This is a genomic window from Salinimicrobium sp. TIG7-5_MAKvit, assembly GCF_049569215.1.
In the GTDB taxonomy this organism is placed as follows: Bacteria; Bacteroidota; Bacteroidia; order Flavobacteriales; family Flavobacteriaceae; genus Salinimicrobium; species Salinimicrobium profundisediminis.
Genome location: NZ_CP145903.1, coordinates 2,830,043 through 2,854,009 on the forward strand (window position 1 = coordinate 2,830,043; position 23,967 = coordinate 2,854,009).

Sequence of the window (23,967 nt, forward strand, 5' to 3'; positions counted from 1 at the left end):
ATATGTTTGTATTTGTAGCCAGAATCTACCTCAAATTAATTTCTGTTAATGAAACTCCTGCTTGTTTTTGGAACGCGACCTGAAGCTATAAAAATGGCTCCGGTCATATTTGAGCTGAAAAAAAGAAATTTATCTTTTGCAGTATGTGTGACCGGGCAGCATAAGGAAATGCTTTATGAGGTACTGGAGTTCTTCAATATTGATCCGGATTATTCCCTGGATGTTATGAGCGCGGAACAATCCCTGAATACTTTAAGTTCCAGGATCCTTTTAGCTATAGATGAGGTACTGCAAAAGGAAGATTCCAATGTGGTAATGGTGCATGGGGATACTGCAACTTCTTCTATGACCGCTCTGGCAGCTTATCAAAGAGGTGTAAGAGTAGTACATGTGGAGGCAGGATTAAGGACCTATAATAAGAAGGCACCTTTTCCGGAAGAGATTAACCGACAGATCACGGCAAGGATTGCCGATCTTCATTTTGCACCCACAGAAAAGGCGAAGCTCAATCTTTTACAGGAAGGGATACCGGAATCGACGATTTTCGTAACAGGGAACACAGTTGTTGACGCCCTGAAGTACGGCATTACCAAAAGCAAGAATTACCATAGCGGAGAGATTGAAAAATTATCGCGCTTACTGGATCAGGACAAGAAGCTAATTTTGGTCACAGGACATCGGCGTGAAAACTTTGGATTGGGATTGTCCAATCTTTGCGATGTCTTAAAGGAACTTGGGAAAAGTCATGATCTGGAAATAATTTTTCCGGTTCATTTAAATCCGACTGTGCAGGACGCTGTTTATTCACGCCTTGAAAATGAAAAGAACATTCACCTGACAGGTCCTGTACAATATAGTACCATGCTATGGTTGATGGGGAGATGTGTCCTGGTTATTTCCGATTCCGGGGGGATTCAGGAGGAGATGCCTTATTTCCGAAAACCGGTAATAATAACCCGGGATGTCACGGAAAGAATGGAAGGAGTAGAGGCCGGTTTTGCTTTTTTAGCTGGGACTTCTAAAGAGCAAATTTTAAATAAATGCCGCAGCCTGCTTGCAAATCCTCCTGAATTTAAGAGTATGCATAATCCTTATGGGGATGGTTTGGCTGCAGAAAGGATTGTAGCAATTTTAGAACAAATACGTGAAGAATAAATCGTTCAATATCCTTGTTGTTGTAGAATCTGTGGATGTAGAAGGCAGTAGTGGCGCTAAAGCAAATCTGGCACTTATTAATAATCTAAAAACGGCAGGATTTGGAATCGAAGTTCTTCACTACACCAGGAAAGAAATAATTTTGAGTGGAATTTCTACTACTGTAATTAAGGAGAAACGCAGGAGCCTGTTCTTTATGTTGAGTCGCTTGGAAGCTTTTCTCAGGACCCGATTAAAGTTGCCTCTCAATCGCGAGGTAGAGAAGTTGGTTGGTTTTTCATTTACGCTGTTGAATGACCGCAACAGCATTATTTCATGTTTAAGGAGAAAAAATCCTGAAGAATTTGATCTTGTGATGACCCTTAGCCAGGGAGGAAGTTTCCGGCCACATCATGCTCTGCTAAAGTTGCCGGAATGGCATTCTAAATGGCTGGCCTATATCCATGATCCATATCCTATGCGGCACTTTCCCCCGCCCTACACCTGGACAGAACCGGGTTCAGAAAAAAAAGAGTTTTTTGTGCGCCAGGTTTCCGAAAAAGCTGCGTTTTCTGCTTTTCCGGGTGAATTATTACTTGAGTGGATGGGACAATTTCATCCTCAGTTTTTAAAAACTGGCATAGTCATTCCTCACCAGATATCTGACCATGATATAACTAATAAAAAATTACCGGAATTGTTTAATCCTGTAAATTTTAACATCGTACATGCAGGAAATTTATTGTGGGGGCGTGATCCCGGGGGACTTATAGAAGGCTTCAAAGGGTTTTTGAGGCATTGCCCTGAAGCAAAGCAGAAATCCAGGTTAATATTTATTGGAGGAAAAAATCATTATTCAAAATTCCTGATGGAGGTCAGCCAAAAGCATTCGGAAGTTTGCCTTATCGAAGAGAATATTCCCTTTGATTTGGTGGCATCTATACAAAACTTAAGTTCCGTCAATGTAATATTGGAAGGAAAGTCGGAATTAAGTCCCTTTTTGCCGGGGAAATTTCCACATTGTGTGGCTGCTAACAGGCCCATTTTGCTGTTGGGACCTCCTGTAAGTGAATCTCGGAGGCTGTTGGGAAGCGAATACCCTTTTTGGGAGGAAATAGATAGACCTAATAAAATAGCTCTACTTATCGAGCAGCTGTACGATAAGTGGAAACACCAGGGGGTAAGCAAATTGGACCGTCAAGACCTGGAATATTATTTATCTTATAAAAATTTAAAAGAAGTAATTCTCAGCTTAAAGAAAAATGATCAATAATGAAAATTTTTATGCTCTCTGTCTTATCACATCACTGCTTTAACTGGGCTCTTCAGCTCAAAGGCTCTGGACATAAGGTATATTGGATAGATGTTTTTGATTCCAATACTTATGTCGAAAAAATTGATTTTATTGATCAGACGGTAGCCTGGAAAAGCAAATTTAGAATACCCGGAAGGTATTGGTTGCGTAAAAATGCGCCAGGACTAAATGATTTAGTGGATAGGTTAAATCAAAGAGACTTTTTAACTGTCTTTGAAGCAAAACTTAAAGAGATCAAACCGGATGTGGTGCAAAGTTTCGAAATGCATTCTGCCTGTATTCCTATTTTAAGTGTTATGAAAAACAATCCAGGGATTAAATGGGTTTACTCTTCCTGGGGAAATGATCTTTATTTTTTTCAAAAGGATCCTTTCAAAAAGAAAGCCATGCAAAAAGTCATGCCTAATCTGGACTATATGTTTGCAGACTGCAAAAGAGATTTTGTGTTGCCAAAGGAACTTGGTTTTAAGGGAGAATTTTTAGGTGCTTTTCCTGGAGGAGGAGGATATGACCTGGATTATCACAAAAAAGATATCTTAAAGTATTGCAATAAAAAAACGATTCTTATTAAAGGCTATGAACACAGGTTTGGGAGAGCTAAAAAAATTTTAGAAGCTTTATTATTAATAAAAAAAGTCGTTAAGAATTATAAAGTTATTGTCTTTGGAGCAAATGAAGAAATTCAGTCCTTTGTAGATTCCGAAATGTCAGACTGGAATAATATAAAGGTCCTGGGTGCCATAGGACGTGATGAGGTTATGAAATTAATGGGGGAATCTCTTGTTTATATTGGTAACAGCATATCTGACGGGATGCCTAATACGCTGTTGGAAGCAATAATTATGGAAGCTTTTCCTATTCAGTCAAATCCTGGAGGCGCCACGGCAGAGCTCATTCAGCACGGGAAAAATGGGTTTTTAATTGAGAATCCCTTAGATGAAGTAGAAATTGCCGGCCACATAAAAGCTGCTCTTCAAGACAAAAATATAATAAGAAAGGGAATTGAATTTAATACAATTAATTTAAAACCGAAGCTGGAACGAGATTATGTGCAAAAACAGGTTTTAGAGAGTTACAGTTTAATTGAACAGCAATTGATTGAGAAATCTGGTTCCTTATGAGAATTCTTATGATCTCTATGTATTCCAGTCATTTCTTTCGCTGGGCCGAGCAGCTAAGGAGTTCAGGCCATGAATTATATTGGATTGATGTCTTTGATTCTAATACCTATGTGGAGGAAATAGATTTTGTCCACCAAACTATTGGCTGGAGGAATAAAATTAAATATCCCGGAAGATATAAATTAAAAGAAAAGCTACCATGGCTGGATAAATTGATAAATAAATTTAACCAAAGAAAACTGGAGGCTGTAGTTGAAAGAAAAATAAAGGAAATTCAACCCGATGTGGTTCACAGTTTTGTAATGTATTCTGCCTGTGTGCCGATTTTAAGAGTGATGATAAAAAATCCGGCCATTAAATGGATCTATTCTGCCTGGGGAAATGATCTGTATTTTTACCAGAACCAGCCACATCACCTTGCGAATATAAAGGAAGTTCTTCCTATGCTGGACTTTATGTTTGCCGATTGTAAGCGGGATTATTTCATTGCACAACAACATGGCTTCAAAGGAAAATATCTGGGAACATTTCCTACAGGAGGAGGATATGAGCTTAAAAAGTATGATCCATTTATACAGCCATGGGAGGAAAGAAAAACTATTCTCGTTAAAGGCTATCAACACCAATTTGGAAGGTGTAATAACGTTCTAAAGGCTTTGCTGGAAATCCGGGAAGAAATAAAAGATTTTAAGGTTGTGGTGTTTGCCGCAAACGAAAATGTAAAGGATTATGTAGCAAGACCGGAATTTAAAAACTTTAAAAATCTTGAAATTAAGGGATTTGTGCACCCTGTTGAGGTAATGAAGTTAATGGGAGAGTCTGTGCTTTATATAGGAAACAGTATATCTGATGGTACACCCAATACTCTTTTGGAGGCTATAGTTATGGGGGGCTTTCCTATTCAATCCAATCCCGGGGGGGCAACTTCTGAAACAATAACAGATAAACTGAATGGATTGTTAATCCAGGACCCGGAGGATCCTTCTGCCATATCATCTACTATAAGGACCGCGCTCAATAATCCAGTAATGATGCAAAATGGGATAGATTATAACAATCTGAATATTAAGCCGCGACTCGAAAGAGGATATGTTAGATCTAAGGTGGTAAAGGCCTACGATCTGGTAGAACAGAGTCTTAAGAACTGAGTGAAATGATTAAAATTTTTAAAATAAAAAGTTTCGCCTATACTCCTTTCGATAATCAGAAAGATCTGGAGTATTTAAAAAGCAAAGACTTGATCCTCACAGAATCCCCCGGCGAAGCGGATATTTTAATAAGTCAGAATTACCGACATCTTAAAAAGTATTTTTGGCAGTACCGCAGGAAGAAAGCGTATATGGTCTGGACTCTCGAGCCGAGGTTCGATACCTCTTTTCAGACTTCACAAAAAATTCTTTTCGGCCTTCATAAATGTCACTTTATGAATGTGTATACTGGAGATGTTTTTACTTCTGCATATACATTTCATTCTCATAGGATTAACAGGCGATTAGATCCACTGAGTCCGGACTTTCAATTGGAGCACAGAAAAGTTGCAGCACTGATGTCCTATTTTAAGGGTGAACATGCAGCACCTTTGTACAGGAATGGCCGGGATATCGATCTTATAAAGATGCGCTCCAGGATTGCCCTGGAAGGCCATGACAGGGGAATTATTGATATATATGGAAAAGGATGGCCAATTGGTTTGGCAATAGAGGATTCCCGCTCCGGTGACTGGCCATCCCGGAAAGCTGAAATACTTGAGAACTATTCATTTAATCTGTGTTTTGAAAACACCATTGCTCACAACTATATAACTGAAAAAATTTGGGATAGTATTGAAAACTATTGTTTGCCAATTTATTATGGAGAGGGAACAGGTATTTATGATGTATTTCCTGAAAATAGTTTTATAGATTATGCTGATTATAAGAATCCGGAAGAGCTTTTTAATTTTATTGAGAAAATGAAAAGTGATGAATTTATTTTGAGATTAAACAGTTGTATAGATATTTATAATTCAATAAGTAAGCAGGGGGAGAGCTTTTACTGGAGCAGGAGAAAGGAGAGCCTGGGTAAGATTATTTCTAATTTTAATAAAATAATAAATACTTCGGTTTGATCACAATAATTTATCCTTTTCGAAACCGGGATTTAATAAGAGTCGAAAACTCTTTTCTTTCCCTGAAGGAGCAAACCTGTGATAGTTTTGAGGTAGAATTTGTCGATTATGGCTCCGACCATCAGACAGCCGAAAAGACCAGGAGGCTTTGTTCACAGTTCTCTTTTGTAAATTACTCTTATTGTTATACGGAATTCCAACCCTGGAATAAAAGTCGCGCCTTAAATTCTGTAATTAAAACTCTGGAATCCGGCTATTGTTTTGTTGCCGATGTGGATATAATCTTTCATCCTCAATTCATTGAAAAGGCCATTCAGCTTCAGGATGGCTATAGAAGCACATATTTTCAGATAGGTTTCCTTTCTAAAGAAGTTGAAGTATTACTGGATCATTTTTCAACCGGGGATTATAGAAAAAGTACCCGGGAAGCAACAGGTTTAAGTATGTTTCCGGTAAAGGTATTAAAAGAGCTTCGCGGGTTTGATGAGTTCTATCATTTTTGGGGAGCTGAGGATACCGATATGCATGTGCGTATCAAAAATGCAGGGTATGAAGTAGAATTCTATGACGAAGAAGTTTTGCTGCTCCACCAGTGGCACCCTTCATACCGCAGTTTAGAAAGCAAAACATTGACAAAGGACCTGCAAATCACCGGGATTGTACAACTTAATCATCGACATCTTCAATGGGCAATTGAAAACAGATCCACCACAACAAATATTATGAATTGGGGCGTGGTTATGAGTAGGGATGATTTTGAATACCTGGATCAGTTAAAGACAGGCTTTTATCTTAATAATGAAAAAAGGAAGATTGATGATCTTTTGTATGGACAGTTTCCTTCTTTTAAGAACAGGGCTGTAAAAATTGAGATAAAGAAAAGCCGGTATCCAAAATCCATGGCGTATAGATTAAAAAGGATTTTTCAGAAGAAAGTCCCTGAATATTATACTTTAAAAGAAGTAAATGACCTGGTATTGGTACATCTAGTTTCATTTTACCGAAACAGGTCTTACATATATAATATTTGTGAGGATCATGATAGAATAACCGTAGGTATTAAATTTTAATTTTCCGTGAAATATTCTACTTTAAAAAGCTCATATAAAAAATTCTCCCATACAGAAGGGAATCAATATATCGCCAGTGAGTACGCAATTTTAAAATTGGCACAGGCCATAAAAAAATTTAAGATAAAAAATATTTTAGAAGTGGGGCTGGGAATTGGGAGCATAGCAGGCAGTATTCTTAAAGCAACGGAACCGGATGAAGTTTCTCTGTACAGTGGGGTTGAGAATAACTCTTTTTGTTTAAATTCTCTCCCAGCTAATCTTGGGGTTGAGTATAACAGACTTTCTATTTATCCCGAATTAAAATATGTATCTTATAATAATCTTTATGATCTCATCATCATAGACGGAAAGGATACTAATATTGAAACAGTTAAAAGGTTTATCTCTCAACACGGTGTAATTGCTATTGAAGGGGATCGTTCCCTGCAGCAAAAAACTTTGCAGAGTTTTTTTCCAAAACAAATAAATGTACATTGTATTAGTCGAGAGAAAAATAAAAGCTACAGCCCTTTTCCGCATCATAATTGGCAATGTGGGGTAAAATTTATTTTTATTGAACCTACAGTACGACAGTACATATGGTGGATTAAGGAAAAAATATTTACCAAACTTAAATATATTCATAGAAGAAGGAGGAAAAGTAATTTATTACATTTGTTCTAAAGCCCCTCAATTTGAAGATCCTCGTTCATAAAAGAGCACTTGTTCCCGTGAAAGTTATTTCTTCTAATGGGGAAGAGATACATCTAAAAAGTGAAAGCTGTACTGCTGCTTTGTGGGAGCTTGCAGGACGTTTTCCTAATGAACCTATTGGCTGGTGTGACGAAGCTTATTTGGAGCACCTGGATCTTGAAGAATGGAAGAAGATCTTCCATCATGATCTTATCATGGCATCTTATGCTGTCAAGTCTACTTTTTTGCCTGAAAGTATAGGTTACGTAGAGCAACTGCCATTCGCAAACCTTAATCAGGGAGTACTCTATGGCACCTGGAGGATGAGCCGGGATGTTGGGGGGATACATGCAGAGGTATTGCTTCAATTCAAACACCTGATGGGCGGGATAGCAAATTTTGAATACCTCATAAATTCCGTTGCAAAACTTGGGCAGCAAAATTCCCTTTTCTGTTACAGTGCACCCGCCCTTGTAAAAGAACCGCCAAATAAACCTATAGTCCATACCGCTTCCAGGCAACAGCTTTTTGCTTTTGTTTATCAGCACTATAACTCCGTTTGGTTGATGATCTTAATATGGTGCCTGTATAAATACGAGAAGAAGTTTCCCGTAAAACCTCTCCTTAAGGGATTTAAATCAGATAAATATTTTCAGAAAAAAGTGGATCTGTCAGGAATCGATGTTTCTTCCAGCAGATTTTCGGCGGTATCAGATGCAATAGATGTGATCATTCCCACTATGGGAAGACGGGAGCATTTGTACAATGTGCTAAAGGATTTTTCAGAACAAACCCTGCTTCCACGCAAGCTTATTATAGTAGAACAAAATCCCGACGGGAATTCTGTTTCTGACCTTGATTACCTTAAAAAGGAAGAGTGGCCCTTTAAGATCATTCACCATTTCATCCACCGCACAGGAGCTTGTAATGCACGTAATCTGGCTCTGAATGAGACTACTGCCGACTGGATTTTCTTTTCAGACGATGACCAACGATTTGAAAAAGACCTGGTAGAAAGTATTTTTAAAGAAATTAAAAAATTAGGAGTAGATGGTTTGACTACCAGTTATCTGCAAATCGGAGAAAAAATGAATTTTACGGTGCCAAAGCAATGGGGTACTTTTGGGGCCGGAAACAGTGTGGTTCTTGGGGAATTTGCCCGGCGTGTTAAATTCTCACCTGCATTTGAACATGGATATGGAGAGGATATGGATTATGGGATGCAGTTGCGCAACCTGGGTTGTGATATCATATACCATCCCGGGCTTGTAATTCATCATCTTAAGGCAGAGACAGGAGGCTTTCGGGAAAAAACCAATATGGATTGGGAAATTGAGCATATTAAACCAAAACCTTCCCCCACTCTAATGGCTTATGCGCTAAAATACTATTCAAAAGAGCAGTTAATGGGGTTCAGGACTTCCCTGCTTCTTAAATATTATAATAAGCAATCGGTCAAAAATCCTTTTAAATATATCAGGGAAATGAGAGAGAGCTGGAAGAAGAGTGAAATATGGGCAAAGAAGCTATTGCTTTTGGAAAGAACCCGTAAAGAGAGAACAATATGAATTCTGGTTTGATCATTTGTACCTATCAGCGACCGCAGGCGATAATGAAGTTATTGCGGTCAGTCAGGGAACAAACTGTTTATCCAGATCAAATCCTGGTGGTAGATGGTTCTTTGAATGATCAAACTAAAAATGTACTGCAGCAGCAGGAATTTTCTAACCTGGAGTACTTTAAAGTGGGTAAAGAGGATAGGGGATTAACAAAACAGCGAAATTTTGGAATCTCCAAATTAGATCCACAAATTGAAATAGTCTTTTTCCTGGATGATGATGTTGTCATAAGCCCTGCATATTTTGAATCGATCCTGGCCACTTATCAAAATTTTCCTCAGGCCCTGGGGGTTTCAGGGTATACTGTAAATGAAACTGAATGGAAAGCGGTGGGGGAGAATTATTCTCCGTCTTCCGGGGAATTTATGTTTGATGGATGGGTTCGAAAAGAAGGCAGCAGATTTTTATTACGTCGCAGATTCGGGCTGCAACCCGATTTGCCTCCCGGTTATATGCCTGAGTTCTCTCATGGTTATTCTGCCGGATTTCTTCCTCCCACGGGAAAAATATATGAAGTAGAAATGTTAATGGGAGGTATAGCTTCTTACCGAAAACAGGTTTTTTCAGAGTTCCAATTTTCACGTTTCTTCGAAGGATATGGCTTATATGAAGACGCCGATTTTTCTCTAAGGGTCTCCAGGAAAGGGAAACTTTACGTGAACACAGCAGCAAAACTGGAGCATTATCATGACGAAGCGGGGAGGCCTAACAAATTCAGGTATGGGAAAATGGTGATTAGAAATGGCTGGTATGTATGGAGACTAAGGCATGCAAAGCCTTCCTCAAAAGCCATACTGAAGTGGCACGGCACCTCTTTTTTGCTTACTTTGGTGCGGCTGGGAAATATTTTTAATACCTCCAGAAAGAAAGAAGCTTTGACAGAAAGTCTCGGCAGGATAGCAGGATGGTGGAGTTTACTATTTGAGCGGCCGGGTTCAAAATTTAAAAATTCCGTAGAATAGCATGGATTTTAAATCACTTTTCAGATCACGGAATTATCAGCATTTCTTTCACAGGATAAAACCTTTTCCTGCTTCAGTAAAAAAAGAACATCTTGATTACTCAGGTTTTGAGGATCTAAATGACCTCATTGAATATCTTGAGATAAAAAGTTATAAAAAGATCGTGGTTGTGGCCAGTGGCCCTTCTGCCTCGAAAATAAACTATGACCAGGAGAACATCTATTTTGCCTGTAATGATTCTTTAAGACTGGTGCAGGATCTTCCTCATGTGTATATGCTTTACGACATGTTTTACCTTACCAGGTATTTAAAGACCTATGAAGGTGGGAGTGGCTGGAAAGGGAGTATCTTCTGGTATAATTACAACAACCCTCACTCCCACAAGATATACAGGCTTACCCGTAAATATTTGAATCACTATTCCAGGGAAAAAAGGGAGTTTTTAATCACCAATAAAAATGAAGAGCACCTACAGCCTCTTTATAACCAGGTGGAAACGCATTTGCAGGAGGCTTTTAATTACAGGCACTACAGGGTAAATTCCGGTTTTAATACTTTGGTATTTGCTGCTTTACTGGCGTATCTTGAAAATAAACCTTTGGAAGTATATGGGCTGGATATGGGCATTGGCGGAGACAAATATTTTAATAAGGATTCTCCTCTGGGACGAAGTGTGAAGTCCAAAAAAAACAGGGAACTTGTAGGAGTGTTTCTTGATAAACTATATAAGAGTAAAGTTGAGACAATGAATTTCTCTAATTTTCAGGGGAATGTTGAGGGTTAAACTATATATCGGGGAAGAAGAATGAAGAGAGGAGCGCTGTTTTTCCTGGGGTTCTTAGGAGTTTTGCTGTTAATCATTCTAATAATGAACTACAGGTACCCTTTTAGGGTTTCCCGGGGAGGGAACTGGTCGGTAGGTTATCAAACAGCTTCTCAAATTTCAGGTTTGAAGATCATTCCGATGAATATAATTACCCATCAACAGGTGAACAGCAGTACCGCAGAAGAAATATCCTATATAGCCGATCCTTTCTTTATAAGGGACCAAGGCACATTTTATCTTTTTACAGAGATCAAAGGGAAGGATAATGCAAATATTGCTCTTTTTACTTCGGAAGATGGGGTTGATTATAATTATAAGGGAATTGTTCTGGATGAAACTTTTCACCTTTCTTACCCTCAGGTCTTCCGCCATGAAGAGGGTTTTTATATGTTGCCTGAAACCAAAGGTGCCAACCATGTTCTTCTTTATAAAGCTGAAAAATTTCCTTACTCCTGGAAGGTTGAGGATACCCTGATTAAAGATAGGGCATTAAAGGATGCTTCCATTCTTTTGAGTGATTATTTAAATCTCCTTGTGGCTGTAGATGACGACCTAAAACAGGTAATGTTTAAGGCAGACTCCCTTACCGGAAAATGGAAAGCAGTAAAAGAATTTGACCCCCGCTGGGGGAATGAAAGCAGACCCGGAGGAAGATTTGTTTCAGTTGATGAAGTCTGGTATCTTCCCCTTCAAAACCATTCAGAAGGTTACGGTACCGGGATCTCTTTATATAAACTGCTTATTACTGCGGAAGCATATAAATTTGAACTGGCAGATAAGCTACTCCTGAAACCCCAGGAAGAAATTAATAAGTTTGAAAGAGGCATGCACCACCTGGATGCGCAGCAAATGCCTGAAGGGGGCTATTATATGGTTTATGATGGAGACAGGAGTGCAAGCGGGGAGAGGACACTTCAGTGGAAAAGATCAGTAAAATGGAACCTTGTGGATCTATATAATTTTTTACAGTTTTAATTATAAAGTGTTTTTAGGATCAAGATTATGAAGCAGAAGGAGCGATCATCAGTAAATAAGCGACAGCAGGAATTTTACGATTCTAAAAAGAAAAATCTGCCAACAAGGATCTGGTCTTATTTTAGAAACGGAGCTCTTAACCGTATCAAGAAGAAGGTAGGAATCGAAGCCGATATTTATGAGCTACATAAATTCTGGTTTGGGGACCTTTCGGAAAAGAAAGTTTTGGACCTGGGCTGTTATGCCGGGAATTCCCTTAGTTTTTACCTGGCTGAAAACTCCAAAAGTTACCTGGGTATTGATCTTAGTCCCAAAGGAATTGAAAACCTTGACAGGCGCCTTAAAAATATTCCCGGGGCCAGGGCCGAAGTAAACGATTTTCTTTCTGAAGATTTTACCGAAGAAGGATTTGATCTTATCTATGCTTACGGAGTATTGCACCACTTCAAAAATGTAGATCAGCTCATCCTGAAGCTGAAGGAAAAGCTTAATCAGGATGGGATAATTGTCAGTCATGATCCGCTGGAAACAAGTTTACCCATAAAAACAATCCGCAAGATCTATCGCCCCTTCCAAAGTGACAGGGCGTGGGAATGGCCTTTTAGTAGAAAAACTTACTACAGTTTTGCAAAAGAATTTAAGATTGTCGAAAGAAGGGCGGTTCTGGGAAAGACCAAGTGGACGACCTTGCTCAATGTTCTGCCGGTGCCTGAGGAGAAAAAAATTAAGAAGGCAACCAAATGGCACCGGGAAGATTGGGAGCGTTCGGCAAGAGATGATGAATATATGTTCAGCTGTATGCATTTGAGCATGTTAATGCAAAAAAGGATTAGATGAGGTTTGCGATCTTTTCTCATGTGGAACATAGTGAGCGGGAGGGGAGATATTATGCTTACGCCCCTTACGTACGTGAGATGAACATCTGGCTGAAATATGTGCAAAAGGTGGAGGTGGTGGCCCCGGTGCGCCTGCCCCCAAAGGGGGAGGTTGCTAGACAGCATTGCTATCAACATGAGTATCTTACTTATACAACAATACCTTCCTTTCATTTTCTGAATTTAAGAGGTGCTGTAAAAGCTGTTATAAAAATTCCATATATACTCTACAAGATTTTGGGAGCAATGAAGAGGGCAGATCATCTCCATCTGCGTTGTCCGGGGAATATTGGGTTGCTTGCCTGTATTTGCCAGATCTTTTTTCCTTCAAAGTCAAAATCCACTAAATACGCCGGTAACTGGGATCCGGAGGCAAAACAACCCTTGAGCTATAGGTTCCAAAAATGGCTTTTAAGCAACACATATTTGACCCGGAATATGCAGGTACTGGTTTACGGGGAATGGCCGGGGCAATCAAAAAATGTTGTTTCTTTTTTTACAGCTTCCTTTTCAGAAAACGAAAAAAATGAGGTGCCAAAAAAGGCATTTTCGGAACCTTTTATTTTTGTATTTGTGGGAAATCTTGTGGAGGGAAAGCGGCCACTGGAGGCTATTAAACTCGTAGAAAGACTTAATTTCAAATTGAGAGAAGGCACGGACCAGGAGATCCCAGCCAGCTACATTCTAATGAAATTGGAACTATATGGTGATGGCCCGGAAAGAGAGAAGCTGAAAGCCTATGTAAGGGAAAATAATTTAGAACAATTAATAAGTATTAAAGGAAACCGATCTCTGGAAGAATTAAAAGAAGCTTATCAAAAAGCCCATTTTGTGATACTCCCTTCAAAATCTGAAGGCTGGCCTAAAGCCCTTGCTGAAGGCATGTTCTTTGGCTGTATTCCCGTTGCTACACCGGTTAGCTGTGTGCCGTGGATGCTGGATTATGGTAAAAGGGGAATATTGTTGGAAGAATTTAGCCAAAGGCTAACAGCCAATAGCCAACGGCTAAAAAGGAGTGGACAGAGGACGGAGGACAGAGGACAGGATGGGGGAAAAATAATTAAGTTATTAGCTGACAGGGAAAAAATGAAAAAAATGTCCGAAGCTGCCAGTGAGTGGAGTCAGCAGTATACTTTGGAAAAATTTGAGGCCGCTATCCGTAAAATTTTGAACAACAAACCATAAACAACAAACACCGAATAAAGAAGTGCGAGTACTCCAACTTATCGACAGTCTGCGTCCCGGCGGTGCTGAGCGTATGGCCGTCAATTATGCCAATGCCCTGGCAAAAGAAATCGATGGCTCATTTTTATGCAGTACCCGTATTGAAGGTCTATTAAAAAAGCAACTGGCACCCGAAGTTGGTTACCTGTTCCTGAATAAGAAGAAGATTTTAGATTTGAAGGCAGTTTGGAGATTGAGAAAATTTGTAAAAAAAAATAAGATTGATCTCATACAGGCCCATGGTAGTTCCTGGTTCATGGGTGTACTCCTGAAAATCTCCCTGCCGCATTTAAAACTGGTGTGGCATGACCATTTTGGAGCAAGGGCAGAGAAAGATCTGAGACCGGGGTTATTGTCCGTATTTTCCGGGTATTTCGATGGAATTATTAGTGTGAATCCACAACTTAAGGAGTGGGCAGAGAGAAACCTTCATTGTAGTAAAGTTGAATTTATACCTAATTTTGCCTCCTTTGGAGGAAGAGAGCCTAGGGATAATAATCTTCAAATTAGAGAAGGTTTTAAAATAATTCACCTGGCTAATTTAAAACCACCCAAAGACCATCTGAATCTTTTTAAGGCTTTCGAGAAGTTATCTCAGGTCAATACATCTGTAAGCCTTCATTTAATAGGTAAAGAGGAGAATAATTATTATTCCCGGGAATTAAGAAATTTTATTAAGGAACATGGTCTTGAAGATAAAATCTATTTTTACGGTGAAAGGGAAGAGATAATGAATCTTTTGCAACAGGCCGATCTCGGGGTGCTCTCTTCTTCCTCGGAAGGCTTACCCGTAGCCCTTCTGGAGTATGGTTTTGCAGGTTTACCTGTGGTTTGTACAAAAGTGGGAGAATGTGAGACTGTAGTTGGAACAGCGGGGGTGTTAGTTCCCCCGAATGATCCGGAAGCCTTATTTTTGGCTCTTAAATCATATGTGGAAAATGAAGTTGAAAGAAGGAAAGATTCCGTAGCTTTCCAAAAAAGGGTTTTTGAAACTTATTCAGAAGAGCAGGTATTAAAACAGCTTTTAAGCTTTATGGGGAATTTGGGATCAGATCATTCGGAATGAAAAAAGGTTGCAGGTTAAAGAGACAAAGTGAGATATAAGAGATCATCCAGAGTAGTGCAAAAACTTTTACAGGTAGAGTATATTAAATTGGTGTTGCTACATTTGGCAATAGCTTTTGCTATTTATTTATACGAGCCTTTCTCTATGCTCTATTCACTGTCAGTTTTTGCTTACTTTATCTTTACTATCCTACAAAAAAAAAATAAGAATAACGAAGCTTTAATGGCCGCTGCTTACATTGCCGGCGTTGAGATATTCTGGAGAATGACGGGTGGGGTCGTTTTTTATGAAACCGGTAAATATGCAGTTATTGTTTTTCTGCTAATAGGAATGCTTTTTAAAGGAACTTCGGCGAAGACCACGCCTTTTTGGCTCTATCTATTGATCCTGGTACCCGGTATAGTGATTGCTTCTCTGAACCCCGACTATGATGAGGTATTTAGGAAAGCTGTGGCATTTAACTTGAGTGGGCCTGTATGCCTGGGGGTTTCTGCTTTATATTGTTATTATAAGAAAATTTCTAAAAAAAATTTTCAAAAAGTACTTTTAATGTTGCTGCTGCCTATAATAACAAACATGTTCTATTTGTTTTTTTATACTCCAAGTCTACAGGAAATGGTTATAAATATTGGAGCCAACTATGCAGCTACTGGAGGCTATGGGCCCAACCAGATAGCCACTATTATGGGAATGGGAAGTTTATTGTTGGTCATTCGACTTTTCGATGTAAAGGGTAAATGGGTCAACCTCATTGACCTTGGGTTATTAAGTATGATGAGCTATAGAGCAATAATTACATTTTCGAGAGGAGGAATAGTAACTGCTTTAATATGTGCGGCGGCTTTTATATTTCTGCTATACTACAAGAAGGGTCGTAGGGAGCAGAAACAACTGCAAATTAAAATTATTTTTTTAGTAGGAGTTCTTTTTGCTTCATGGGCTTTCTCGGCTGCCGGAAGTTCCGGGTTAATCGTGAACCGATGGACGGGGAAAGACGCAAGGGGTAGAGAGAAGGAAGATTTGACTACGGGAAGAGTAGATCTTTTGTCGACTGAACTTGAAGCTTTTTATCATAATCCGGTAGTCGGTGTTGGGGTGGGAAAAGCCAAATCTTATAGAGAAAAAGAATTGGGAGAAGAAATTGCTACGCATAGTGAAGTGAGCAGACTTCTTTCAGAACACGGCCTTTTAGGCCTGCTGGGAGTTACAATCTTAGTTGTTGTACCTATGCTCTTCTGGCTGAAATTTAAAAACAATTATTTCTTTCTTTGTTTTATGTTATTCTGGTTCCTTACGGTAAACCATTCTGCCATGAGAATTGCCCTTCCGGCATTTGTATACGGGCTGGCATTGCTGTATATAGTTGAAGATAAGAGAGCTGCCGGGAGAAATGCAATAAAAGAAAGAAAACCGGGTCCAGTTTTGAGTTCTCAGTTTTGAATTTTCAGTTTTGAATTCTCAGTTTTGAATTCTCAGTTTTGAGTTCTCAGTTTTGAATTCTCAGTTTTGAGTTCTCAGTTTTGAATTCTCAGTTTTGAGTTCTCAGTTTTGAATTCTCAGTTTTGAGTTCTCAGTTGCTAAAAACTTCGCTTCGCTCAGTTTTCGTAATTTAGTTTAAGATTATAAAACTGTCGGGTACTGAAATAAGTTGACCGTTTTACGGAGTTTAATACAACTCAGTACTATGGCAAAACCACAGGATTTTTCTAAAGAAGCATCTAATCGAGTAAATCGTTACTTTAGTGAGAGCTTTAAACGTAAGAAGGTACGGGAAATTGAGAAGAACATTTCTACCGTTCTGGAAGTGAGTAAGGAATATGAAGTGTCGACTACGGCAGTTTATAAATGGCTGGACAAGTACTCCCGCAACCGCAAACGAGGTGTAAAACAAGTTGTTGAGCTTATGAGCGATACCCGTAAAATACAGGATTTGAAGGCCAAGATCCGCGAACTGGAGCAACTGGTTGGACAAAAGCAGTTCGAGATCGAGTTCAAAAATAAGATGATCGATATTGCTGAAGAGATGTATGACATCGACATCAAAAAAAAACTTGGTTCCAAACCCTTACCTGGTTCTGGCTCAACAGGAAAGAACACCGATGGAAAATGAACCAGATCTATTGTTGGTTAGGAACTACAAAGCAGAACGTGCATCAGCGGCTCAACAGAGAAATCGAAAGAGAGGAAGAGAAAGAGCAGCTAAAAGTAATTCTGCGGCAGGTAAGAGAGGATCATCCGGATATGGGGTGTAAAGCGCTCTACAAGAAAGTAAATCCTGAGACAATGGGCAGAGACAGGTTCTTTGACTTTTATGGTGAATATGGATTTAAAATAGCGCCAAAAAAGTCCTTTAGAAGAACCACAGACAGTACCGGAGTAATACGTTTTCCTAACCTGGTTAAGGATCGGGAGTTGACAGATATAAACCAGGTATGGGTGAGTGATATAACCTACTATGAAATGAACAGTAAGTTCTATTACCTCACCTTCATAATGGACCAATATTCCAGGAGGATAATTGGTTATAGTGCCAGCAAAACTCTTAAAACAGTTGACACCACAGTACCAGCTTTAAAGATGGCTCTGACTCGCATCAAAGGAGATGAAGAGGTAAAACCTATCATACACTCCGATGGTGGAGGACAGTACTACAGCAAAGAGTTTTTAAAACTTACCAAAGGATATTTAAGAAACAGCATGTGTGTCAATGTCTATGAAAATCCTCATGCAGAAAGGATCAACGGAACAATAAAGAACAGTTATTTGAAAGGATATAATCCTACCAATTTAAATGAGCTGAATAGAAAATTAAGTAAAGCTGTATATATGTATAACCATGAGAAACCACACAGCTCAATACATGATTATACTCCCGTAGAATATGAATATAGATTAAACAAAGAATTAGTAACTTTAAATTAAATAACCAACTCTCAAAAACGGTCAACCCTATTCAGGACTCCACAAACCGACAACCGACAACCGACAACCGACAACCGACAACCCACAACCCACAACTCCTGAAAAATCTAATCTACATAGGTAACCAACTATCAACCCGGGGCGGCACTCCCACCTCAATAGACACGCTGACCCCTTTATTAAGAGAAGAAGGTTTTGTTATAAAAACAGCTTCGGCTAAAAAGAACAAACTCCTTCGCCTGATAGAAATGCTTCTGTTAGTGTACAGGAACAAAAGAACTACCCGCTTCGTCCTCATAGACACCTACAGCACGCAAAATTTCTGGTATGCTTATGCAGTTGCCAGCCTCTGCCAAAAGCTGCACCTTAAATACATTCCCTTCCTCCACGGAGGGGAACTTCCCACCCGGCTCGAAAATTCTCCTAAGGTGTCAAAAAAGGTATTTGAGAAGGCATTTTTAAATGTGGCTCCGTCGCTGTACCTAAAAACGGTTTTTCAGCAAAAAGGCTTTTTAAATGTTCAATATATTCCCAACAGTATCCACCTGGAAAATTATCCTTTTAAAGAACGAATTCAACTTCGTCCCAAATTATTATGGGTAAGAGCATTTGATGAGATTTATAACCCGCTGCAGGCAGTAAAGGTTCTGGAGCTGCTGTTGCCCGATTATCCTGATGCCGAACTTTGTATGGTAGGTCCGGTAAAAGACGATTCCTGGCAGAATTGTATTCGCTACTCCAGGCTGCACAGCCTGCCGGTGCGTTTCATGGGAAGGTTACCCAAAGAAGAATGGATTGCATTATCTAAAACATACGATATTTTTTTAAACACTACCAACATAGATAATACCCCTGTGAGTGTAATTGAAGCTATGGCCCTGGGGCTGCCTGTAGTTTCCACAAATGTGGGCGGACTCCCATATCTCATAACTGCCGATATAGATGGGGTGCTGGTACCCCCAAATGATCCCGAACGGATGGCAGAGGCCATAAAAAATATGCTTAAGCGGCCGGAACATTCTCAGGAAAGAACCCGCGCTGCGAGGAAGAAAGTAGAAGCTTTTGATTGGGAGAGGGTTAAGGTTTTGTGGAAAGAAGTGTTAGCTAGGTAAGATTAAGAATGGTAAAAGGCAAAAGTTATGAGTTATAGAGTTATGAGTTATGTTTTAAGCCAAGAACCAGGACATATCAATTACAATTGTCAGTTATTATTTCCAAGCCTAATTAGTATCCTTTGATCTGCGGGATTTTGGCAGAACTACAGTCTGATTAAGTTTTCCGATAACGTAGATTTATAATCTGTGCCGAATTGTCCTTGTTATTATTCCAGGACGTTTTTCGAACAATGTGTTTTCAATACCTGCTTTTGGTTACCAATATGGTCTTGAGGATTTTCAAAGAATTTTGAATTTCAAATCCTCATTCTTAAATCCAGTTGGCGCGATTTGCAATCCGTGCCGTTTTTCTTTCTATATTCTTCCGAAGAAGGCTTTCTAACACTCCAAAAATGTCATTTTTTGAACCCTGTTTTGAATTTTTACAAAGATAAAGTTCCTGCAAAAAGGTGCTGGGGAAATCCCTTGTAAACCGAACTCTTCCTTATATTTACACCGTAAAAATCCCTGCATGCCTCATAAAAACAAAATGCATTTCGAGATCTCCGAGCGCAAAATTTTTCTGCGTATTTTCGATATCCTCTGGGTGCTTTTGTCATTATACGTTGTAGGAATTCTTTTTCGGGTAGAATACTTCAATATTGAGCTGGGATCCTGGCATTGGGCTATAGTGCTGGCAATCTATTTAAACCTGTTCTGCGGCATTTTTGAACTCTATGATCTGCAAAAGGCCAGTAGCTACTATAGAGTACTCAAAAATGTGGTTTTAGCGACCTGGGCCGTAGTATTGTTCTATTTGATGACCCCCGTTTTTACACCCGTACTACCCGACAATCGCTTACAAATTCTATATTTTTTTCTTACAATTTGTTTTACCCTGCTGCTGTGGCGGTTCTCCTACATTGCACTTATTTCTACGCCCAGGTTTTATCGAAGGGTTTTAATTATTGGGGAACCATTGGAAGTTGAACTCGTAGCCCTGCACCTGCAGCGATCCGATCCCAATTACAATATTGTGGGCCTGGTGAATCCCGGTGGCGGTGATGTGATTAATTCTGAAAAATTGGGCTTAGAAGATTTTTCAGGAACAAGCCTCTCAGAAATTGTACGGGAGCAGAATATCGATGAGATCCTCATTTCTGATGTCAGTTCTACGGCTGAAGGATTTTATAGTCAGGTTCTTATTCTTCTCAAAAATGGCTTTCCAGTGAAAGATTTTAATGAGGTGTATGAAGATAAAACTCACCGCATTCCGGTGCAGCATATTGAACGTAATTTTTACCAGTTCTTTCCTCTAAGCCGCAGTAACGATAATAAATTTTACCTGTTTTTTCACAGGCTTTTTGATATCCTTGTTTCTATCATTGGGATTATTATAGGCGCCCTTTTGTTGCCTTTTATTTACTTCGGAAATATGATAGCAAATAAAGGCTCATTGTTTTACCAGCAGGAAAGGATTGGCAGGAGTGGTGAAACGTTCAAAATACTGAAGTTTCGTACCATGCGCTATAATGCTGAACCTGATGGGGCCGTGTGGGCCACAAAAAATGATGTACGTATTACCCGCTTCGGAAAATTTCTTCGTCGTTCAAGGCTGGATGAATTTCCGCAGTTCTACAATATTTTGAAAGGGGAAATGAGCCTTATTGGCCCCCGACCTGAAAGACCTGTATTTGTAAAAGAATTATCTGAATTAATCCCCTTTTACGATACCCGCCATTTCATCAAACCTGGCCTCACCGGCTGGGCACAGGTGATGACCGATTATGCCGACAGCCACGCCGATAGCCTGGAAAAGCTGCAGTATGATCTTTATTATATCAAGCACCGTAATATCTTTCTCGATATTACCATTCTTACTAAAACGCTCAGTACGGTTATATTTTTCAGAGGACAATGATCTTCTTAAAATACTGAATTGAGAGCGAATTTGAATAGCGCACAATAGTTTATGAAATTAGCTGAATTCCTACATACTCTGGTCGATTTTTCTGAAGAGGAACTTGAAGATATCCTTTCTCATTTTGAGAGGAAAGAGGTGTCGAAGAATGAGATACTGGTTGAACAGGGCAAAATATGCCGAAATTTATATTTCGTTGAAAAAGGAATAGCTAGAAATTATTATCTCAATAGCGACGGCAAAGAGATCACGCAGTTGTTCTTTGGAGAAGGTAGGTTCATGTCAAGTTTGGAGAGTTTTTTTCAGGAGAGCCCCAGTACCTATTATCTTGAAATTCTCGAAGATTCTGTAATCCTGTCTATCACCAAAGAGCAGTTGGACCTCCTTTTTGACAGGTACCATAAAATGGAAAGGTTGGGGCGGCTTTTGGCTACTGAAATGCTCACTAAAGTAGTTCATAAAATCAATGCCATACAGTTCCAGTCCGCCCGGGAAAGGTATGATTTCATGCTTTCAGAATATCCCGATATTACTTACCGTGTGCCGCTGGGACTTATTGCTTCTTACCTTGGAATGTCCCAGGAAACCTTAAGCCGCATCAGGAAAAAAAAGTTATAGCCTTTACTTATGCTATTCGCTTTTTGATTTAAGTCAAAAGAAAGACCGCTATTCAACCGGATCTTTGCACCCCACTTTAAAGAACTAAGAATGCAAAGAAAAAGGATAGGTGTAAGTGCTTTTTTTATATTCCTCATGGGTTTACTTCCCACTCCAGGTAGTGCACAACAATTGGAACCACAGCTGATGGAACTCATTGAGAAAGGCCTGAACAAAAACCATGAACTGAATCAAAATGAGATAGAGGCCCAACAGGCCGTAATTGATCAAAAACTTGCCAGAGCTGTGTTTCTTCCCAAGATCACTGTTAATGGAAATTATACCAGACTTGATGATGACCTCAGGTTTGACAGCGATACCGAAACTTTGCTCCTGGGAACTCAAAAGTTGCTTATAAAAGAAGCCGTGGGGCTACCGTTTAATGCTGGTTTTCCTGAGGGACTTCCGGTAAAGGAGGTTCCGGCCATTCAGCAGAAGAACATTTTAAAATCTTCAGTAGATGTCGACTGGGTCTTATTCAGCGGCTTTCAGGCTTCAGGCGCACTTAAAGGCAGTAAACACAAGGAAGCATCTATAAATTTTGCAGGCTCAGCCCTTCAGGATAGAATAGCCCTTAAAATCATTGAGACCTATGATCAACTGGCGTTGGTGAACGCTTCAGAAAGAGTTTTGAAGACTTCCGAAGAATATCTTGCACAACAGGACCTGTATGTAAAAAAAGCTATTGAGAATGGACTGGCCACCCCTATAGAACGCAAGAAGATCGAACTCGCAAAACAACAGCTTATAGGTAAACAGCTGGAATTTGAACAAAACCGCACTTTGCTTCTGGAGGTCTTACAGCAGTTAACGGGTGTTAATACGGAACAATTAATAATGCTTACTCCACAACTTGTGCCCTTTAATGTGGTGAAAGAAAAACCTGTAGAAAAACGGGATGAAGTTAAAGCCCTGGAAGAAGCTGAGAAAGCCAGCCTTAGCAAAGCGAAAATGGAAAGAAATAATTTCATCCCCAAGTTAGCTTTAAAAGGACATTATGAGCTATTGGAAGATGACCTTTCTCTTCTTGATCCACGATGGTACGTTGGGGTAGGGGTGAAGTGGAATCTTTTCGACGGGAACCAGGCTCACCTTAAAAGTAAGCAGTCAAAATTTGAAGCTCTTAAATACAGGGAAAAGCTGAAAGAAGCTGAAGAAATGATTGCTCTCTCTATTACTAAAGCAGAACTCAGCCTTGCAGCTGCCCGGCAGAATACCCTAATTGTACAAAAGGAGATCGACCTTGCTGCAGAAACCTATGAAATGGTGAACAAGCAGTACCGCAATGATCTTGCATCGGTTAGCGATGTACTTGATGCGCTCAGAGACCTTGAACAGGCAGGATTTCACCTACAGGAATCTATTTTTAAGGAGCGAAGGGCAATGATTGATCTCCGTCACGCCAAAGGTCAGTTGGAATACTAAAAAAATAAAAAAGAAACAATGAACTTATATAGTAGAATTATTGTGAGCATTATCGCTGTTATCAGCCTTAATTCCTGTAACAATGATGAGAAAATCCCGGCACTTAGAGGGAAAGTGAAATTTGAAACTATTGCTGTTAGCGGTAAACTTCCCGGCAGGATCATAGAAATTTCTGTGGAAGAAGGCCAGGAAGTAAAAAAAGGAGATACCCTGGCATTCATTGACATACCTGAGGTGAATGCAAAGATAAAGCAAGCCGAAGGTGCTGTTACAGCAGCCCGGGGTCAACTGGATATGGCGTTTAATGGAGCGACTTTAGAGCAGCTTGAGCAAATTAAAGGACAGCTCAATGCAGGAAAGGCACAACTGGATTTTGCAAAGGAATCTTTTAAAAGGATTGAGGCCATGTACCAGGATTCTTTGGTAAGCAGGCAACAATATGATGAAGTGAAAATGAAGCTGGGAATGGCCCGGGCACAGGTAGATGCCCTGCAGGCAAAACAGCAGGAAGTAGAAAAAGGTGCCCGCACAGAACAAATCAACCAGGCACAGGGACAGTTAGACAGGGCATTGGGATCAAAAGAAGAGGTGATGAGTGCATCTATGGAGCAATACCTCATTGCACCCAAAGATATGACCATTGAAACTGTAAGTTTAAGTGAAGGAGAGTTACTTACTCCCGGCTATCCATTATTCAACGGGTACGAAAAAAACAGTATGTACTTCAGGTTTAGTATCCCCGAATCCCAGGTCTACGACTTTAAAGTGGGAGACGTTTTAACGGTAGTCAATCCATACACCAAAGAAGAAATATCCTCACGCCTTGTTGCGGTGAAACAGCTTGCACATTACTCAGATATTTCAAGTACAGCACCTATGTATCAACTTTCGGAGCCGGTATATGAATTAAAACTGGTTCCTGAAAGTACTGCGGCTGCAAACTACTTTATGAATAGCACCATCATATTAAAACACTAAA

22 protein-coding genes are annotated in these 23,967 nt (G+C 39.7%); all 22 read left to right on the forward strand.

The features are described 5' to 3' along the window. Positions 1-48 precede the first annotated feature (48 nt). The 22 genes from wecB to V5739_RS12875 all read left to right on the forward strand — a co-directional run bounded on the left by wecB (position 49) and on the right by V5739_RS12875 (position 23,966). Positions 49-1,155: a non-hydrolyzing UDP-N-acetylglucosamine 2-epimerase gene (gene wecB / locus V5739_RS12770; RefSeq protein WP_423818468.1), complete on the forward strand. Its 1,107-nt coding sequence runs from the start codon at positions 49-51 to the stop codon at positions 1,153-1,155. After that, positions 1,145-2,407 carry a UDP-glycosyltransferase gene (locus tag V5739_RS12775; RefSeq protein WP_423818469.1) on the forward strand — a complete coding sequence of 421 codons (1,263 nt, stop codon included), beginning with the start codon at positions 1,145-1,147 and terminating at the stop codon, positions 2,405-2,407. The genes wecB and V5739_RS12775 overlap by 11 nt, the downstream gene beginning before the upstream one ends. Then, positions 2,407-3,570: a glycosyltransferase gene (locus V5739_RS12780; protein WP_423818470.1), complete on the forward strand. Its 1,164-nt coding sequence runs from the start codon at positions 2,407-2,409 to the stop codon at positions 3,568-3,570. The genes V5739_RS12775 and V5739_RS12780 overlap by 1 nt, the downstream gene beginning before the upstream one ends. Beyond that, a complete protein-coding gene (locus V5739_RS12785; RefSeq protein ID WP_423818471.1) occupies positions 3,567-4,718 on the forward strand; it encodes a glycosyltransferase in 1,152 nt (383 codons plus the stop codon). The genes V5739_RS12780 and V5739_RS12785 overlap by 4 nt, the downstream gene beginning before the upstream one ends. A gap of 398 nt (positions 4,719-5,116) precedes the next feature. Next, positions 5,117-5,677: a glycosyltransferase family 10 domain-containing protein gene (locus V5739_RS12790; RefSeq protein ID WP_423818472.1), complete on the forward strand. Its 561-nt coding sequence runs from the start codon at positions 5,117-5,119 to the stop codon at positions 5,675-5,677. After that, complete coding sequence (locus tag V5739_RS12795; protein ID WP_423818473.1) at positions 5,674-6,747, forward strand: glycosyltransferase family 2 protein; 1,074 nt, start codon at positions 5,674-5,676, stop codon at positions 6,745-6,747. Before V5739_RS12790 ends, V5739_RS12795 begins: the two co-directional genes overlap by 4 nt. A 6-nt stretch (positions 6,748-6,753) precedes the next feature. Then, positions 6,754-7,413: a hypothetical protein gene (locus V5739_RS12800; protein WP_423818474.1), complete on the forward strand. Its 660-nt coding sequence runs from the start codon at positions 6,754-6,756 to the stop codon at positions 7,411-7,413. An 11-nt stretch (positions 7,414-7,424) separates the two neighbouring features. Further along, complete coding sequence (locus V5739_RS12805) at positions 7,425-8,990, forward strand: glycosyltransferase family 2 protein (RefSeq protein ID WP_423818475.1); 1,566 nt, start codon at positions 7,425-7,427, stop codon at positions 8,988-8,990. Continuing rightward, a complete protein-coding gene (locus tag V5739_RS12810) occupies positions 8,987-10,003 on the forward strand; it encodes a glycosyltransferase family 2 protein (protein WP_423818476.1) in 1,017 nt (338 codons plus the stop codon). The genes V5739_RS12805 and V5739_RS12810 overlap by 4 nt, the downstream gene beginning before the upstream one ends. 1 nt (position 10,004) lies before the next feature. Then, positions 10,005-10,787 (forward strand): hypothetical protein, encoded by a 783-nt coding sequence (locus V5739_RS12815; protein WP_423818477.1) that lies wholly within the window; start codon positions 10,005-10,007, stop codon positions 10,785-10,787. An 84-nt stretch (positions 10,788-10,871) separates the two neighbouring features. After that, on the forward strand, positions 10,872-11,804 hold the full coding sequence (locus V5739_RS12820) for a glucosamine inositolphosphorylceramide transferase family protein (RefSeq protein WP_423818478.1): 933 nt from the start codon (positions 10,872-10,874) through the stop codon (positions 11,802-11,804). A gap of 27 nt (positions 11,805-11,831) precedes the next feature. Then, complete coding sequence (locus tag V5739_RS12825; protein WP_423818479.1) at positions 11,832-12,641, forward strand: class I SAM-dependent methyltransferase; 810 nt, start codon at positions 11,832-11,834, stop codon at positions 12,639-12,641. Next, on the forward strand, positions 12,638-13,864 hold the full coding sequence (locus V5739_RS12830) for a glycosyltransferase family 4 protein (protein ID WP_423818480.1): 1,227 nt from the start codon (positions 12,638-12,640) through the stop codon (positions 13,862-13,864). Before V5739_RS12825 ends, V5739_RS12830 begins: the two co-directional genes overlap by 4 nt. 22 nt (positions 13,865-13,886) lie before the next feature. After that, on the forward strand, positions 13,887-14,969 hold the full coding sequence (locus V5739_RS12835) for a glycosyltransferase (RefSeq protein ID WP_423818481.1): 1,083 nt from the start codon (positions 13,887-13,889) through the stop codon (positions 14,967-14,969). Between the two features lie 27 nt (positions 14,970-14,996). Continuing rightward, entirely contained in the window at positions 14,997-16,409 is a 1,413-nt protein-coding gene (locus V5739_RS12840; protein WP_423818482.1) for an O-antigen ligase family protein, read from the forward strand. Between the two features lie 244 nt (positions 16,410-16,653). Continuing rightward, positions 16,654-17,079, forward strand: a complete 426-nt coding sequence (locus V5739_RS12845) for a transposase (RefSeq protein WP_423818004.1) — start codon at positions 16,654-16,656, stop codon at positions 17,077-17,079. Beyond that, positions 17,076-17,891: an IS3 family transposase gene (locus V5739_RS12850; RefSeq protein WP_423818005.1), complete on the forward strand. Its 816-nt coding sequence runs from the start codon at positions 17,076-17,078 to the stop codon at positions 17,889-17,891. The genes V5739_RS12845 and V5739_RS12850 overlap by 4 nt, the downstream gene beginning before the upstream one ends. Before the next feature lie 248 nt (positions 17,892-18,139). Beyond that, positions 18,140-19,003, forward strand: coding sequence for a glycosyltransferase family 4 protein (locus V5739_RS12855; RefSeq protein WP_423818483.1), 864 nt, complete (start codon positions 18,140-18,142; stop codon positions 19,001-19,003). A 514-nt stretch (positions 19,004-19,517) separates the two neighbouring features. Continuing rightward, positions 19,518-20,906 carry an exopolysaccharide biosynthesis polyprenyl glycosylphosphotransferase gene (locus V5739_RS12860; protein ID WP_423818484.1) on the forward strand — a complete coding sequence of 463 codons (1,389 nt, stop codon included), beginning with the start codon at positions 19,518-19,520 and terminating at the stop codon, positions 20,904-20,906. Between the two features lie 51 nt (positions 20,907-20,957). Further along, a complete protein-coding gene (locus V5739_RS12865) occupies positions 20,958-21,524 on the forward strand; it encodes a Crp/Fnr family transcriptional regulator (RefSeq protein WP_266068743.1) in 567 nt (188 codons plus the stop codon). A 90-nt stretch (positions 21,525-21,614) separates the two neighbouring features. Next, on the forward strand, positions 21,615-22,988 hold the full coding sequence (locus V5739_RS12870; protein WP_423818485.1) for a TolC family protein: 1,374 nt from the start codon (positions 21,615-21,617) through the stop codon (positions 22,986-22,988). 18 nt (positions 22,989-23,006) lie between these two features. Further along, positions 23,007-23,966, forward strand: a complete 960-nt coding sequence (locus tag V5739_RS12875) for an HlyD family secretion protein (protein WP_423818486.1) — start codon at positions 23,007-23,009, stop codon at positions 23,964-23,966. Position 23,967 lies beyond the last annotated feature (1 nt).

Coding starts and splice junctions, on each gene's coding strand:
- wecB (WP_423818468.1), top strand. CDS start 49: ATGAAACTCCTGCTTGTTTTTGGAACGCGACCTGAAGCTATAAAAATG.
- V5739_RS12780 (WP_423818470.1), top strand. CDS start 2,407: ATGAAAATTTTTATGCTCTCTGTCTTATCACATCACTGCTTTAACTGG.
- V5739_RS12785 (WP_423818471.1), top strand. CDS start 3,567: ATGAGAATTCTTATGATCTCTATGTATTCCAGTCATTTCTTTCGCTGG.
- V5739_RS12790 (WP_423818472.1), top strand. CDS start 5,117: ATGTCCTATTTTAAGGGTGAACATGCAGCACCTTTGTACAGGAATGGC.
- V5739_RS12810 (WP_423818476.1), top strand. CDS start 8,987: ATGAATTCTGGTTTGATCATTTGTACCTATCAGCGACCGCAGGCGATA.
- V5739_RS12815 (WP_423818477.1), top strand. CDS start 10,005: ATGGATTTTAAATCACTTTTCAGATCACGGAATTATCAGCATTTCTTT.
- V5739_RS12820 (WP_423818478.1), top strand. CDS start 10,872: ATGAACTACAGGTACCCTTTTAGGGTTTCCCGGGGAGGGAACTGGTCG.
- V5739_RS12825 (WP_423818479.1), top strand. CDS start 11,832: ATGAAGCAGAAGGAGCGATCATCAGTAAATAAGCGACAGCAGGAATTT.
- V5739_RS12830 (WP_423818480.1), top strand. CDS start 12,638: ATGAGGTTTGCGATCTTTTCTCATGTGGAACATAGTGAGCGGGAGGGG.
- V5739_RS12845 (WP_423818004.1), top strand. CDS start 16,654: ATGGCAAAACCACAGGATTTTTCTAAAGAAGCATCTAATCGAGTAAAT.
- V5739_RS12850 (WP_423818005.1), top strand. CDS start 17,076: ATGAACCAGATCTATTGTTGGTTAGGAACTACAAAGCAGAACGTGCAT.
- V5739_RS12855 (WP_423818483.1), top strand. CDS start 18,140: ATGCTTCTGTTAGTGTACAGGAACAAAAGAACTACCCGCTTCGTCCTC.
- V5739_RS12860 (WP_423818484.1), top strand. CDS start 19,518: ATGCCTCATAAAAACAAAATGCATTTCGAGATCTCCGAGCGCAAAATT.
- V5739_RS12865 (WP_266068743.1), top strand. CDS start 20,958: ATGAAATTAGCTGAATTCCTACATACTCTGGTCGATTTTTCTGAAGAG.
- V5739_RS12870 (WP_423818485.1), top strand. CDS start 21,615: ATGCAAAGAAAAAGGATAGGTGTAAGTGCTTTTTTTATATTCCTCATG.
- V5739_RS12875 (WP_423818486.1), top strand. CDS start 23,007: ATGAACTTATATAGTAGAATTATTGTGAGCATTATCGCTGTTATCAGC.